The sequence below is a fragment of the Massilia luteola genome, assembly GCF_034420155.1.
GTDB lineage: Bacteria > Pseudomonadota > Gammaproteobacteria > Burkholderiales > Burkholderiaceae_D > Telluria > Telluria luteola.
This window is the reverse complement of the sequence record NZ_JAXOFN010000017.1, coordinates 94,804-109,761: the sequence shown is the minus strand read 5'-3', so window position 1 is coordinate 109,761 and position 14,958 is coordinate 94,804. Positions and strand designations below refer to the sequence as shown.

Annotated in this window: 12 protein-coding genes; 5 read left to right on the top strand and 7 right to left on the bottom strand. The window is 63.5% G+C overall.

All coding sequences use genetic code 11. The features are described 5' to 3' along the window. Positions 1-22: 22 nt before the first annotated feature. Entirely contained in the window at positions 23-964 is a 942-nt protein-coding gene (locus U9J41_RS17900; RefSeq protein WP_322403522.1) for a choice-of-anchor A family protein, read from the top strand. Positions 965-1,291: 327 nt separating this feature from the next. Here U9J41_RS17900 and U9J41_RS17895 read toward each other — a convergent pair whose 3' ends face one another. Together U9J41_RS17895 and U9J41_RS17890 are read right to left on the bottom strand one after the other, a co-directional pair. Then, positions 1,292-2,461, bottom strand: coding sequence for an MFS transporter (locus tag U9J41_RS17895; RefSeq protein ID WP_322403521.1), 1,170 nt, complete (start codon positions 2,459-2,461; stop codon positions 1,292-1,294). A gap of 138 nt (positions 2,462-2,599) precedes the next feature. Beyond that, the gene (locus tag U9J41_RS17890) at positions 2,600-3,214 is read right to left on the bottom strand and encodes an IMPACT family protein (RefSeq protein ID WP_322403520.1); all 615 of its coding nucleotides are present in this window, start codon (positions 3,212-3,214) and stop codon (positions 2,600-2,602) included. 126 nt (positions 3,215-3,340) lie between these two features. On the opposite strand from U9J41_RS17890, the gene U9J41_RS17885 reads away from it, so the two are divergent. Continuing rightward, positions 3,341-5,182: a glycoside hydrolase family 13 protein gene (locus tag U9J41_RS17885; protein ID WP_322403519.1), complete on the top strand. Its 1,842-nt coding sequence runs from the start codon at positions 3,341-3,343 to the stop codon at positions 5,180-5,182. 161 nt (positions 5,183-5,343) lie between these two features. Here U9J41_RS17885 and U9J41_RS17880 read toward each other — a convergent pair whose 3' ends face one another. Next, a complete protein-coding gene (locus tag U9J41_RS17880) occupies positions 5,344-6,216 on the bottom strand; it encodes an STAS domain-containing protein (protein WP_322403518.1) in 873 nt (290 codons plus the stop codon). 172 nt (positions 6,217-6,388) lie between these two features. Here U9J41_RS17880 and U9J41_RS17875 point away from each other — a divergent pair, with 172 nt between their 5' ends. The 3 genes from U9J41_RS17875 (at position 6,389) to U9J41_RS17865 (ending at position 10,087) form a co-directional block, all read left to right on the top strand. Next, positions 6,389-7,747, top strand: coding sequence for a sensor histidine kinase (locus tag U9J41_RS17875; RefSeq protein WP_322403517.1), 1,359 nt, complete (start codon positions 6,389-6,391; stop codon positions 7,745-7,747). Positions 7,748-8,775: 1,028 nt separating this feature from the next. Further along, positions 8,776-9,189: a lysozyme inhibitor LprI family protein gene (locus tag U9J41_RS17870; RefSeq protein WP_322403516.1), complete on the top strand. Its 414-nt coding sequence runs from the start codon at positions 8,776-8,778 to the stop codon at positions 9,187-9,189. 133 nt (positions 9,190-9,322) lie between these two features. Further along, positions 9,323-10,087: a CPBP family glutamic-type intramembrane protease gene (locus tag U9J41_RS17865; protein WP_322403515.1), complete on the top strand. Its 765-nt coding sequence runs from the start codon at positions 9,323-9,325 to the stop codon at positions 10,085-10,087. 84 nt (positions 10,088-10,171) lie between these two features. Here the strand turns inward: U9J41_RS17865 and U9J41_RS17860 are convergent, their stop codons facing one another. The 4 genes from U9J41_RS17860 to U9J41_RS17850 all read right to left on the bottom strand — a co-directional run bounded on the left by U9J41_RS17860 (position 10,172) and on the right by U9J41_RS17850 (position 14,958). Continuing rightward, on the bottom strand, positions 10,172-11,668 hold the full coding sequence (locus U9J41_RS17860; RefSeq protein WP_322403514.1) for a type II toxin-antitoxin system HipA family toxin: 1,497 nt from the start codon (positions 11,666-11,668) through the stop codon (positions 10,172-10,174). After that, positions 11,665-11,988, bottom strand: a complete 324-nt coding sequence (locus U9J41_RS29350) for a helix-turn-helix domain-containing protein (RefSeq protein ID WP_425260668.1) — start codon at positions 11,986-11,988, stop codon at positions 11,665-11,667. Before U9J41_RS29350 ends, U9J41_RS17860 begins: the two co-directional genes overlap by 4 nt. A 300-nt stretch (positions 11,989-12,288) precedes the next feature. After that, positions 12,289-14,388 carry a putative bifunctional diguanylate cyclase/phosphodiesterase gene (locus tag U9J41_RS17855; protein ID WP_322403513.1) on the bottom strand — a complete coding sequence of 700 codons (2,100 nt, stop codon included), beginning with the start codon at positions 14,386-14,388 and terminating at the stop codon, positions 12,289-12,291. 27 nt (positions 14,389-14,415) lie between these two features. Next, on the bottom strand, positions 14,416-14,958 hold the full coding sequence (locus U9J41_RS17850; RefSeq protein ID WP_322403512.1) for a YfiR family protein: 543 nt from the start codon (positions 14,956-14,958) through the stop codon (positions 14,416-14,418).

The following is a 14,958-nucleotide window of genomic DNA, read 5'->3' as shown; positions in this document are numbered from 1 at the left end:
CATGCGTCCCATCCGGCCTGTCATGCTCACTTCCGTCGCCCTCGCTTTCGCCATTCTCGGTGGTTCCGCCCACGCGGCCGTGCTGAACCTGATGGCCCCCGTGGGCGGCGCGAACCTGTATGCGATCCACGACTTCACGGCGCCGTCGAGCGACGTCGAGGGCGCGGTCGTGGCCGGCGGCAATGTCACGATTTCCAGTTATTCGATCAATCACAACAACAAGGATGCGTTCGGCACGGACGGCTATGCGCTCGTCGCCGGCGGCAACCTGGCGTTGCAGGGCGGTTCGATCGAGAACGGCAAGGCCTACGTGGGCGGCACGAGCGCGCTGACGTGGGCGGCGACGCCGGACATGTCGACGACCAATCCCGTCGATTTCAAGGCCGCGTCGAGCTATTACAAGGGCGTGGCCGATGCGTTGTCGGACCTCGATCCGACCGGCTCGGTGACGCGCCTGTGGAGCGGCGTCAAGGTGACGGGCAACGGGAGCGGCGGCGTCGATGTCTTCAACGTGTCGTCGGACCTGTTCGCGAATTCCAGCAGCTGGACCCTGGAACAGCTGGTGCCGGGCGAGACGCTCGTGTTCAACGTGAGCGGCGGCGCCGGAACCTTCAACAACGGCGGCATCAGCTTCGAGCCGCTCGCCGGCTACAACGTGCTGTTCAACTTTTACGAAGCGACGAGCATCGACGTGCGCGGCGTGATCGGCAGCGTGCTGGCGCCGTATGCGACGCAGACGGCGAACTGGGGCGTCATCAACGGCAACGTGATCGTCGATACCTGGTCTTCGACGGTCCAGGTCAATTCGAACCACTATTTCAACGCGGTCGACATCGCCGGCCTGAAAACGGGGTCGGGCGACAACGACAGCCCGGCGCATGTGCCGGAGCCGGGCAGCGCGGCGCTGGTGCTGGCCGGGCTGGCGGTGGCGGGTGTGGCGAGACGGAAGCGCCGGCAGGCCTGATAGCGCATGATCCGTCGTCCCCGCGCAGGCGGGAACGACGTTACTCAAGCATATCGGCATGGTCCGTCGTCCCCGCGCAGGCGGGGACCCAAGTATCAAGCATATCGACCTGCTTCAAGCGTAATCCAGCTGCGCGCAGATTGGGTTCCCGCCTGCGCGGGAACGACGCTACTCAAGCATATCGACCTGCTTCAAGCGTAATCCAGCTGCGCGCAGATTGGGTTCCCGCCTGCGCGGGAACGACGTTACTCAAGCATATCGACCTGTTTCAAGCGTATCGATCTGCGTGCAGATTGGGTGCCCGCCTGCGCGGGAACGACGATGTGATTACGCCGGGACGGCGACGGCGGCACGCCGTCCATGCGCCCGCATCGCGAGCGCCAGCACGACGCCGGAGAGCGCCAGGCCGGCCGCCACCCATTGCGGCGACGCGTACGAATAACCCAGGGTCAGCGGAATCCCGCCGAGGAACGCGCCCAGGGCATTGCCGATATTGAAGCCGGACTGGCCCAGCGACGAACCCAGCATCTCCGCTTCGCGCGAGTGCTCGATCAAGAGCATCTGGATCGGCGGTCCCAGCGCCAGCGCATTCGCGCCGACGGCGAACGCCAGCACCATCATCGCGGGTTGCGACCATGCCAGCAGCGCGTTCAGGCACAGCAGGGCAACCATCGAGATCAGCAGCAGGATGATGGCCGTCAGCGGCGGCATGCGGTCGGCCAGCTTGCCGCCGGCGTGCACGCCGACCGTCATGCCGACGCCCACCGCCGTCATGATCAGCGGAATCGTGTTGGCGTGGAAGTGGGTGACGTCCGTCAGCAGCGGTGCGATATAGCTGAGCCAGGCGAAGAAGCCGCCCGTGCCGATCGACGTGATGCCGAGCGCCAGCCACAGGTTCCGCTTGCGGAAGATTTTCAGGTCCTGGCGCAGGCCGGCGCCCGGCGTCGCTTCGAAATACGGGATCAGCTTGTGCAGCATGATCATCGTCGCGAGGCCGATGGCGGCCACGATGAGGAACACGAAGCGCCAGCTCATATTGTGGCCGAGCCAGGTCCCGGCCGGCACGCCCAGCACGTTCGCGATGGTCAGCCCGGAAAACATGCTGGCGAGCGCGGCCGCTTCCTTGCCCTTGTCGGCCAGGCGCGTCGCGACGACGGCGCCGACGCCGAAGAATGCCCCGTGCGGCAGGCCGGCCAGGAAGCGGAACAGCAGCATCGTGTGGAAGTTGGGTGCGAACGCGGACAGCGCGTTGAACGCCGTGAACATCAGCATGAACCAGATCAGCACGCTGCGCGGCGGACGGTGCGACAGCATGCTGACGAGCGTCGGCGCGCCCACGACGACGCCGACCGCATAGGCCGAAATCAGGTAGCCCGCTTGGGGAATGGAGATGTCGAGGCCGGTCGCGATGTCGGGCAGGATGCCCATCATGACGAATTCCGTCATGCCGATACCGAAACCGCCGAGGGCCAGGGGAACCAGGCTCTTCTTGATCATTGTTCGTTCGCTTTGTATTGACGACCCGGGCGAAAAGAGACCGCGCAGGGGGGGAGGAGCCGGACATTATGGCGGCTCACGACAGGTGAGTCCGCTTTTGAGTCGTGATGTCCGGTATAGCCTCGGATGATAGCGGTATCAGGCCGAGTCCGCTTGCGGGTCCTCGTTTTCCGCGATCCACAGGATGCGGCCATTGCCCGCTTCGTTCAGGCGGGCGATGAGCGCCGCCGCCTTGTCGTCCGGCAGGTGGAAGGCGAACGAGACGGCGTCCGCGTGCCGGACGGCGTCCAGCGTGGCGCCGGCCGCATCCAGTTCGCGCCGGATCAGGCCCTCGAGCGGGTAGGGCGCGTCGCAGCGCAGGTGGCGTTGGCGGATGATGGGCATCTTTTGCGCGGCCAGCAGCGCCTGGGCGACGCTGTCCGTGTACGCGCGCACGAGGCCGCCCGCGCCCAGCTTGATGCCGCCGAAATAACGCACGACGGTCGCCAGCACGCCTTCCAGGTCCTGGTGGCGCAGCACGTCCAGCATCGGACGTCCGGCCGTGCCGCTGGGCTCGCCGTCGTCCACGGCGGCCGATTGTCCGCCCGCCAGCAGTGCCCAGCACACGTGCGCCGCGCCCGGATGCGCGGCCCGCAGCCCCGCCACGATCTTCTGCGCCCCGGGCCGGTCCGGCATCGGCTGGACGCAGGCGATGAAGCGGCTCTTCTTGATGATCAGTTCGTGATGGACGGGCGTGAGGATGGTCTGCGGCATGGGGCGTACAGCTTACTGTATTTCTGGACATGCCGCACATGGAAATAAAACTACATTTATGTGGATATCTGGCTTGAATTCATAGATTCATGATGTTACTTTACTACAAAATACTCTGGGGACATCATGAAGACACTGATTTTGGCCGTCTCGGCCTGGCTGCCCGCCATGTGGGCCGGTGCCGCGCCGTATGCGATCCAGCACGTGGAACCGCTGAACTGGTGGGTCGGCATGCAATGGTCCGACCTGCAGGTGATGGTGCATGGCGAAAAAATCGCCGAGCTGGCGCCGGCACTGGCTTACCCCGGCGTGCGCATCGCCAGCGTGGAGCGCACGGACAATCCGAATTTCCTGTTCGTGAACCTGAAGATCGGCGCAACCGCCCGGCCCGGCGAAGTCAAGCTGCAGTTCAAGCGCGGCAAGGAGGTCGTCACCAGTTACCCGTACCGCCTGGAAGCGCGCCGCGCGGGGTCGGCGCAGCGGCGCGGCTTCGACTCCGGCGACGCCGTCTACCTGCTCGTCCCGGACCGGTTCTCGAACGGCAATCCGGCCAACGACGATGCCGGCATGCGCGAACAGAGCGACCGCGCTGTCCCGACGAAGCGGCATGGCGGCGACCTGGCGGGCATGCGGGCGCAGCTCGATTACATCCGCGGCCTCGGGTTCACGATGGTCTGGCCCACGCCGCTGCTCGAAAACAACCAGCGGGCCTACTCCTATCACGGCTATGCGCTGACCGATTACTACAAGGTCGATCCGCGCTTCGGCACCAACGAGGACTACCGCAACTACGTGGCGGCGGCCAACGCGCGCGGCCTGGGCGTGATCCACGACGTCGTCCTGAACCACATCGGCACGGGCCACTGGTGGATGCAGGACATGCCGGCGTCCGACTGGATCAACCACGGCAAGACGTACGTGCAGACGAACAACCAGCACACGGTCGCCCAGGACATCCACGCGGCGCCGGAAGACAGGGCGCGCTTCTTCGATGGCTGGTTCGACGCGGCGATGCCGGACGTGAACCAGAAAAACAGGCTGGTGGCGCGCTACCTGATCCAGAATACCTTGTGGTGGATCGAGTACGCGAACCTGTCCGGCATCCGCGAAGACACGTATTCGTATGCCGACCCCGGCTTCCTCCTCGACTGGAACCGCGCCGTGGCCGCGGAATACCCGCACCTGAACGTCGTCGGCGAGGAAATGGACGATCGCCCGTACATGGTCGCGTACTGGCAGAAGGGCGTCGCGAACCGCGACGGCTATCGTTCGGGGCTGCCGTCCGTGATGGATTTCCCGCTCGTCGACGCGGCCCCGAAGGCGCTGGCGGCGCCGGAAGACGGCGGCCAGGGCCTCATCAGGATCTACGAGACCATCGCGGCCGACTTCCTGTATGCCGATCCGCTCAAGCTGATGGTCTTCCCCGATAACCACGATCGTCCGCGCGCGCTGGCGCAGGTCGACGGCAACGTCGACCTGCTGAAAACGGACCTGATCCTGATGGCGACGACGCGCGGCATCCCGCAGATGTTCTACGGGACGGAAATGCTGATGCAGGGCCCGAAGGAGCGCAACGACGGCGTGCTGCGCGCGGACATGCCGGGCGGCTGGGCGGGCGACAAGGTGAATGCGTTCACGGGCGCCGGCCTGTCGGACGGCCAGCGCGACATGCAGCACCTCGTGCGCACGCTGTTCAACTGGCGCAAGACCAGTTCCGCCGTCAAGTACGGCAAGCTGACCCACTACATCCCGCGCGACGGGCACTACGTCTATTTCCGCCACGACGGCAAGCAGACGGTGATGGTGGTGCTGAACAAGAATCCTCAGGCGACGCAGCTGGACCTGGCGCGCTTCGCCGGCATGGTCAAGGACGCGCGCCAGGGACGCAACGTGCTGACCGGCGCGAACGTCGACCTGCGCGCGCCGCTGGCGCTGGCGCCGATGACGTCCGTCGTCGTCGCGTGGTAGCGGGTGTGGCGCGATCCTTCCCGATCTCGAGCACATGCCGTAGCGCGCATTTTGAGAGGCCGAGTATCGCGGGGTGGCAGCCCGATTTGCGTTTTTACACGGCCTCGGCCTGAACCGGCCGGTCGTGTGAACTCGTGCGCGAGGCTGGCCCTGGCAGTGGTTCAGAAGCGCGTGCGCGCGCCGGTCCGCTCCAGCGCCACCACGAAGGCATCGGCCAAGGTCGCCTTGGTTGTCACGTTCTGCAGGTCGACACCGAGGTGGACGATGGTCTGGGCGATCTGCGGACGGATGCCGCTGATGATGCAATCCGCGCCCATCAGGCGCGCGGCCGCGATGGTCCTCATCAAGTGCTGGGCGACGAGCGTGTCGACGGTGGGCACGCCCGTGATATCGATGATGGCGATCGTCGCGCCGGTCGACACGATCTTTTCCAGGATGCTTTCCATGACGACCTGGGCGCGCATGCTGTCGAGCGTGCCGATCAGCGGCAAGGCCAGCACGCCTTTCCACAGGCTGATGACCGGCGTCGACAGCTCCAGCAATTCAAGTTGCTGGCGCGCGACGATCTGGTCGCGGCCGCGCTGAAACAGCTCGACGGTGTACAAGCCCAGGCCGTCCAGCACCGTGCCGAGCGTCCATACGGCGCTGGCCAGGACGGTTGGCTGCCCGGCCAGGCTGTCGCGCAGCAGCGCGAAGATCGGCTGCTTGATCGAAAAGACGAAGGCGGCCGTGTCGCTGGCCGTCGAGCCCGCCTTGGCGCGCGTGGACGAGATCTCTTCCAACACCTTGCGCATGTCGTTCCAGGCGCGGCTTTCGATGTTCGCGGTGGGCTCATCCCGCATCGCTTTCACGAAGGCCGTCATGAAATCGGCGCACTGGCTGCGTTGCATCTCCTTGTTGACCTTGCGGTTGGCCAGGGTGTGGATGTCGAGATGCGCTTCCCACTGGGCCTGGATGGCGTTGCGCTGCGCCTCAAGGAAGTCGGTGAAATGGGAAAGGTAGGAGTTCGTGGTAGGGGGCGTGGTGGCGGTCATCGTTGCTCCGTGTCGGTCCAGCTGTGTCCTTCATCAACCGACCGAGCGGGCATCGGGTCTCGTGGGTACAACCGATCGACTATAACATCTGTCCCCGTGCACACTTGCGAAGTTTGCAAAACGATTGCAACACCAGCGGGCTTTCCTGGCGGATAATGCGGGGATGCGACACATGCCATCCGACGCCATTCTGGAGAACCACGCCCCGCTGCACCTCCTGTTGACGGTGGCCATCCGCAGCGAGATCGACGTCATCGCGTCGCGCCTGCGTGCGCGCCAGATCACCGCCTTGTGCGGCTTTGGCAACCACGAGCAGACCCGCATTGCAACGGCCGTCTCGGAACTGGCCCGCAATGCCTGCATCCACGCATCCCGCGGCAGCGTGCGCTTCTTCATCGGCGAACTCGACGGGCGCCAGGCGTTCGTGGTGGCAGTCGACGATGAAGGTCGGGGCAGCCCGGAAGACGCCGGGCGCCAGGGCGGCGATGGCCGCATATTGGCCGTGCGGCGCTTGATGGACAGTTGCGCGATCGGGATCGGGGCCGCGGGTACGCAGATCGTCGTGGCCCAGGCTTTTCCAGCCCAGGAGATGGAACTCGATCTCGGCGCCATCGACATGGCCATGTCCCAGCTTGCCGCGCTGCCGAGCGCGGTCGCGCTGTCCGATGCCCACCACCAGAACAACGAACTGAGCGATGCGCTGGCGGCGCTGCAGGCGAAACAGGATGAATTGCTGGCGGTGACGGCCTGCCTGGAACGCACCAACGAACAAGTCGAGGCGCTGAACGTGCGCCTGAACGAAAAGGCCAGCGCACTGGTCTCGGCCGACCGGCGCAAGGATGAATTCCTGTCCATCCTCAGCCACGAGCTGCGCGGGCCCCTGTCGGCGGTGGCAATGGCGGCCCAGCTGCTGGAAAAGGGCCGCGATTACGGCGTCGACCAGGGTAGCCAGGGCGTCAAGCTGGGCCAGCTGATCACGCGCCAAAGCGGGCACATGAGCCGCCTTGTCGAGGACTTGCTTGACGTCTCGCGCGTCAGCCGCGGCCTGGTGTCGCTCAGCCGCACCGCGATCGACATGCGGGACGTGGTCGGCGCCGCTGTCGAGCAGCACGCGCCGGCGGCAAGCGCGAAGGGCCACGCCGTTGTGCAGCATGTGCCGTGCACACCGTGCATCGTGGATGGCGACCGCACCCGGCTCATCCAGATCGTCGCGAATCTGCTGGGGAATGCGATCCGCTACACATCGGACGGCGGGCGCATCGACGTCAGCTTGCACCTGGACGCGCATTGGCTGCTGGTGCGGGTGGCCGACAACGGCATCGGCATCGCGCCCGGTGCGATGGCGCACCTGTTCGACCTGTACACCCAGGCGGAGCGTTCGTCGGATGCTCGCAACAGCGGCCTGGGACTCGGGCTCGCGCTCGTCAAAAGTCTCGTCGAGGCGCATGGCGGGAGCGTCGAAGGCCGCAGCGCCGGCGCCGGCCTGGGCAGCACGTTCGACGTGCGCCTGAAGCTGTTCGCGTCGGGCTGATCTACGCCGGTCCCCAGCCCTCGAGCGGCGCCTTGTTCGCGTCCGGCCGGCCTCAGGGGATCGTGTGATTTTTTCAGCCCACGTGCCCCGGTCGATCTGCTTGCAGCGTTCCGAGCGGCATGGGCGGTATTTGTTGGCGGGGGCATTCGACTTGCTCCGCATGCTCATCGGAGTATGGCTTCCGCGTAGAGGTCACAATAACGAATCCGAGTAAGCCGAGTCGAACCCGTTGAACGACGGCTTCGGGGCGGTTCCTGCCGTGCACTGACGACAGCGGTCGGCCAGGAAGCAGACCAGGGCGAAGGAGGAGGAAGCTTAACGATGGCAAGGGCGCCGATGAGTAGAACGGTTTTGCGCGTGAAGTCGATTGCATCGTGCTTCGTAAGTGCGGTCGCTCTCACATACTTGTCGCTGGTCGTGCCGGGACACGTCACAGCGGTTTGCGGCAATCTGGGCACGCCCATCGACTGCGCGGTACTCGCGTACGGGTTTCCGCTGCCATTCCTTGCAGATAGTCAGGCGATATCGCCAGTCGGCTCGGTGGCCAGAGACCCTCTGTCGATAGCGATAGGTATGGATGACCTTCTGTGGCCACGGCTTGGTCTTGCGTTCTTGTTTTGGATGCTCGCGGTCTCGATCAGTGCATCGGCGTGGCGGCGTTGGATGCGAAGACGAAAAAGCAGTCCCAGTACGTCTGCTTAGGGTCCAGGCTTTGTAAAAACGCAAACTGGGCGGCGCAGCGCCCGCGCCCGGCCTCTTAGAGCGGCCGCTACAGCGTTTTTTCGAGGTCGGGAATGATAAAGACGCCCATGAAAGCGGGCAGATTTCGCGTTTTTACGCAGCCTCGGTCGAAAGCCGCCTGTCGTGACAGTCCGCGACTTTTCCAGTTTGGCAACCTGCTATGCTGAGCCGAATGGCTGGGTTTGGCCAGGAGCGGACATACGGATACGCCCGTAAAGTCTTCCTTAATGCACTGTTTTCAGCTGTATGTAGTCTAGAGCAATTAACAATAAAGATTTGGAGACCTTATGTTTAAGTACGTCTTGTCCGGGCTTTTTTTAGCGTTGACTATCACGGCAGCGCGCGCCGAATCGCCGCAATTATTGTGTCTGCAATCGCAAAGTACAGTCGAAGAAACAAAGTGCCTGTCGAAGGAGCTCGACAAGAGCAAAGCTGTGCTTTCCGAATACTTGAAAGCAGCGCAGGCACAAATTGATCGTCAAAATGCGGGCAAACCTCAACTCGCCGCTGTTCAGAATGAGTGGGAAAAATATCGCTTCGACCAGTGTCAGAACGTCTACGACTACCTGGAGGCTGGGACATATCGTTATCGGGCAGGATTAGAGTGCGAAATCGAAGCAACCCGTTCACGAACTCATGAAATTTGGTCTGCATACATGCGAACTTTTGGGACCAGCGAACCGATTCGCCCGGAACCGTAAGCGTGCGTCCGCTTTGGGTCGGTTCCGTCCGGTCGTGACAGTCCGTGAATTTTCCAGCCAGGCAACCTGCTATGCTGGGTCGACCGGCCGGGTTCGGCCACAAGCGGACATGACGAGATAACCAAGGAATTTCTTGATCCCCACGACCAATCTGGACAGCAGCGTCGCGCACGGCGCAAGGAGCGGAAAGACGCGTCTGCCTGCCGACCTCGCGGAATTCTTTGTCTTCGTCAGATTGCCCACGCGTGGCCATCCCCGCCGTGAAAAGCCGGGCCGGGTGTATCAGACAATTGCCACGCTGTTTGCGTTCACTGCGCTGTTCGCGCTGCTGGTGTCGATACCAACTTTGCTGTTGTTACGAAGCTTGATCGGGCTAAGGTTCTGCATCGATGTCGAGGGGGGAACGTTCCTGGTCCTCAGCGTGACGGTTGGTCCCCTCGTGGAAGAACTGCTGTTTCGGGCGGGGCTACGCAGCGCGCGCTGGACGATGTGTGGGATGCCTGCGCTGATCGCCCTGTTCGCGCAGGGATGGCAGAGTCCGCTGGCAATTGCCGCCGTGACGAGCGTGGTGTTATTGATTGATGTGGCCATCCGACGCCGCATGGGGGCGGAGGCCGAAGCCATCCTGCGCTGGCGCCGTGGCCGTGCATTCCTCGCGCGCTACCCGCTGATCGTGCGCGGCTATGCGCTCGCGTTCGCCCTCGTCCACATCATTAACTACGTATCTGACCCGGCGATCGGCTGGCGTGCCGGGCTGGTCGTCTTCGCGGTGAGCTCCCAGCTTGTGCTCGGGTTGGTGCTCAGTTTCCTGCGTCTACGCTTCGGCTTGGGAACCTCGATCCTGGCCCACTGCGTCTGGAACGGGCTTGTGAACATCGTGGACGCGATCGTAGGGTAGTTGAAGGAGCCTAACCAAACCCCGGCGAACAAAAATGCGAAACTCGGCTCGGTCTGCCAAATATCCCGCTGCCAATGCGGCCGGCTATGGCGAGATAGGTACGGAAGCGTCCTGGGCTGCTGACTCGTCCGGCTCTGCGCCGGCCGGCCTGCTGGCACTGCCGTGGCGCGCCTGATCCCGCATCACCAGCGACGCAACCAGCGGGTGCGCATAGAAGTGATCGAGTAGGCGCTTTTTCTGCTGATCGGTAATGCCCGACGCTTCGATGAGTGGCGGCCAATTCTCGTAAGCAGCCTTGACACAGTCTGCGATCGCTTTGGCGGCTGGCTTCTCGGGGATCCCAAGCGCGCTACAGAATGCCCTGACCACGGCTGGCGAAAGGGTCTGCTTGGTGTGCACCGGGCTATTGGGCGTCAGCCGCTGGGTTTGTCGTCTATGCGTAGGCATCAGGTCCGGTGGAAGGATCTGCAGTGCATGACCGATGTTGTTCTGGTAAGCCGCGTAGGCGATGATGTCATAGGCGGGCGGCAGTTCAGGGGTCGCTCCGTCCGGATAGCGAAGCCCGATGTTCTTGAGGTGCATGTCGGGATTTCCCAGCATTTCATTGACTGCGAGCCTTTTCAGAAGCTCGTGCACACCAGGTTCGCCGATCGATCCCAGGTCCAGCAGGACAGAAGCGACGTCAAAGTAAGTCAGGGGAGACGATGCGCGCATCGCGCCGCCGTATTTATCCTCGGGCATTTCGCCCAACACCTGGGCAAAGTCTTCGCAATGGATGCGGCCGGAAAGGGACCGATCGTAACGCACGACAGCCAGGAAGTTCGTGGTCTTGTTCGAATCGCCCAAGTCGTAACCGTGCTCCGCCTCCAGCTTCCCCAGCGGTTCGAGGTAAGCCTCGCAAGCATTCACGCCGGATGCGGCCGCGAGCTGGAGCGACAGGTACTCGAGGTCAGGGAGCATCGGTTGGCCGACTACGGGGAGTTTCGCAATGATGTGCACGCCGTCGTCTTTAGTGCGTCCGACATACCGATCTCCCTGCTTGATGACAGCGAGCTTGGGCTGCACCCCAGACAAGGAAACGCCTTCCTCCATCGGCTCTGCCACCACCGACATCTCGAGCGAATCTTGATTTTGTGTGACGTAGCGGGCCATGTCATCCCTGGAAAGATCGACGGGGAGCGCGTACACATTTCCTGGCAAGTCTTTGCCGCATGCTGCAAGCATCTCGAAATGGTCAGTCGGACTGCATTTGCGGAGTCTCGCTACATGATCTCGGAAGACGCCTTCGGGCAGCAGGTTCTGAAAAAACGATGGGAGCAGCCACTGATTCTTGTTCGAGAAACGGCCGTTGAAAGGTACAGACTTGATGTCGCGCCAGAAAATGGCCTGCTCTTCAGGCGTATCTGCGAGGAATGCTGTCGAGAGTACCGGCGGCGCGGCCAGGTTGATGAAGTCGTCATCGGCCACGAACCGATTGATCACAGCCCCGTCGTCTCGACTGGTGTCTTCGGTAAGCGGGTATTGGAACAGAACGCCCACACGCTGCTTACCTACAAAGACTGCCAGGGCCTTGATAATCATGGGTTAGATCTTCCGAACAGGGGCGCGTCCGACGCTCCCCGGCGCTCTAATGACTTTTGTACGCGCGTCTTTACAACCGGCTTCGTTACTGCGCCCGCAGACACGGCTTGCGCCGCCCCTTTGGGTACCAGAAGCATCTCCAGCCCCAGTCTGTCGGCCAGGGCGAACAGGGTACTCATCTTGAAGTCCTCGTTACCACTGAGCACGTTCGTCAACGTCCGTTGGGAGATCCCGGCCTCTTCATGTAGCCGAGCCTGGGAAACCTTGCGGTGAGAAATTGCATCTCGTAAAACTTTAGCAACTTCCGGATGGCTTTTCATAGCAGTAAAGTAGTGCAAAGATGATTTCTACTACTTTAGTATCATATTCGCCAAATGTCAACGCACTACATTGCTGCTATATGTCTGGTTTATACTACTTTATTGCCTCGGTCGATAGCGGACCGTCGCAGACGATGCATGCCCTGCAGGCTTCGGCAAATGTTATTGTTGCAAGCGACCGATGCAAGACCGTTCGCGGCGCTTTTGTGGCAACCGTTATCCGCAAGAACGGTGTGCCGGAACCGGTCCACCTGATAAGGGGAGGTGTGACAAAGTTTATTGTTTGTCCACAGCGGAGTTTCAGTCGACGATGCAGGCGCGCGTGCGCGCCTGTGCCAGCATGTGTCCGATCTGCGCGGCCGGGCACGGACGGCCGTACAGATAGCCCTGCGATTTGTCGCAGCCGTTCGCGCGCAGGAAGTCGCTCTGTTCCTGCGTCTCGATACCCTCGGCCACGATCTCCATGCGCAGGCTCCTGGCCATCGCGATGATGGCGCGCGTGATGGCCGCGTCTTCCGGATTCTGCGGCAGGCCGCGCACGAAGCTGCGGTCCACCTTGAGCGCCCGCACGGGGAAGGTCTTCAGGTAACTCATCGACGAATAGCCGGTGCCGAAGTCGTCGATCGCGAGCTGGATGCCGGCGTCCGTCAGCGCGTGCAGGCGGTCGAGGATGTCGGTGGAGGCGTCCATCAGCATGCTCTCCGTCAGTTCCAGTTCGAGCCAGCGCGGTTCGACGCCGACCTCGCGCAAGGTCGCCAGCACGGCGGCGACCAGGCCGCTCTCCTTGAGCTGGCGGCCCGACAGGTTGACGGCCATGTGCAGCGGGAAGCCCTGTTCGTGCCAGCGCTTGAGGTCGCGGCATGCTTCGCGCAGCACCCATTCGCCGATCGGCACGATCACGCCCGTGTCCTCGGCGACGGGAATGAAATCGCTCGGACTGACCATGCCCAGCTGCGGATGGATCCAGCGGATCAGCGCCTCGACGCCGACGATGTCGCCGCTCTTGAGGTCGACCTGCGGCTGGTAGTGCAGCACGAACTCGTTGCGTTCCAGGGCGCGCCGCAGGTTGTTGTCGAGTTTGAAGCGCTTGTGCGCGTCGTCGCGCATGCTGGGCGTGAACATGCGCCAGGCGTTCTTGCCGCCGTTCTTGGCGTAGTACATGGCCGTGTCGGCGTATTTCAGCAGCGCGTGCATGTCGGTCGCGTCGTCCGGGTAGACGCTGATGCCGATGGACGCGCCGATGTGGATGTCGTGGCCGTGGATGTGGATCGGGTCGGCCAGCTTGGCCAGGCATTTTTCCGCGATCATCGACGCCACGCCGCCCTGGCTCACGTTCTCGAGGATGATGCCGAATTCGTCGCCGCCGATGCGCGAGAGGACGTCGCCGAAGCGCAGCGTCTCCGCCAGCCGGCGCGACACCAGGCGCAGCAGCTCGTCGCCGATGTCGTGGCCGAGCGTGTCGTTGACGGTCTTGAAGTTGTCCAGGTCGATGAACATCAGGATCGTGCGCTCGTCGAACTTGCGCGCGCGCGCGATGACGGCTTCCAGCCGTTCGTTGAAGAAGTGTCGGTTGTTGAGCTGGGTGACGGGATCGAAGTGCGCCAGCCGGTCGAGCTTGATCTCGATGCGCTTGCGTTCGTTGATCTCCGCTTCCAGTTCGCGTTCGCGGTTCTGGATGCGGTCGAGCATGCCGTTGAACGTGCGCGCCAGCAGGCCGACGTCCGCCGCCGGCGACACCTGGGCGCGCAGCGAATAATCGCCCTGCCGCGAGATCTGTTCGCTCACCGCGGACAGCGCGAGGATCGGGGCGGTGAAGAAGCGCTGCAGGCGCGACAGCGCGAAATACGACAGGCTGAGCAGCGCCAGCATCACGGGCAGCGCCAGCACCAGGTACAGCGCGAGCTGGCGGTACACGCTCTTCACACTGCTCTGCACGACCAGCGTGCCGAGGACGCGGTTGCCCACCTGGATCTTGCGCGTTACCTTGATGCCGCGATAGTCCATCACCATGTCGCCGGCGTGCGGGTCGCGCGCGGCGGCCGGGGCGGCGGCCGACAGGGCGCCGGCGGGGTCGTTTTGATCTCTCTTGAAGCTGACGAACGCATGGCCCCTGGCGTCGTAGGCGACGGCCGACTGCACGTCCGGCGCCAGGCGCAGCGCGGAGAGGATGTCGCGGGCGGCGTCGGCGTCGGCGAAGGCCATGGCCGCCGTCAGGTTCTCGCCCACCATCGTCGCCTGCGACTGCGTCTGCCGGATCAGCGCGGCCGTGAAGAAGTACAGCTGGATGCCGATCAGGAACAGCGTCGACAGGATCATCACGCCGCCGCTGGTGACGAGATAGGTCCATTTGAGCTTGGTGCTCAATGCCTGCCGGTTGATCCATTCGATGAGTTGTTCCATGCTTGTCGTCCGCCACGGTCGTCCGTGTCAATAGATGGCGCGCGCCAGCCGCAAGACCTTCGAGCTGACGACGACGCCGGCCCCGCGCGCGGCGGCGCCGTTGAATTCGAAGGCGATGCGCCTGTCGTCCACATACAGTTCGAGCATCACGCCCTTGCGCGCGGCGCCCCGGGTATCGGCGATCGTCAGCACGCCGGCCGCCCGGGCGCCGTCGGCCAGCGCCGCCATGTCGTCGGCCTCGGAGGCGCTGATGTACAGGATGTGGCATTGCATCAGCGCCTCCGGGCCGGAACGCGGATAGAGGATCGTCAGGCGCGCATTGCCCAGTATCCTGCCCTCCAGCGTGGCGAGCGCGCTGCCGAACGGGTCGCGGCCCAGCACGCACAGGCGCACGACGCCGTTCATGTTCGGGACGCTGCTGAATTGCGCGATGTTGTAGATGAATGCCGCCTTGGCCGCGTATTCGTCGGCCCCCTGTGCCTGCGCCTGCACGGCCGCCGGGAGCAGCACCCAGCACAGGACCAGCAGATGCACGTTCTTGCGCAGGCGCGCGAAGCAGGCAGGCATCAT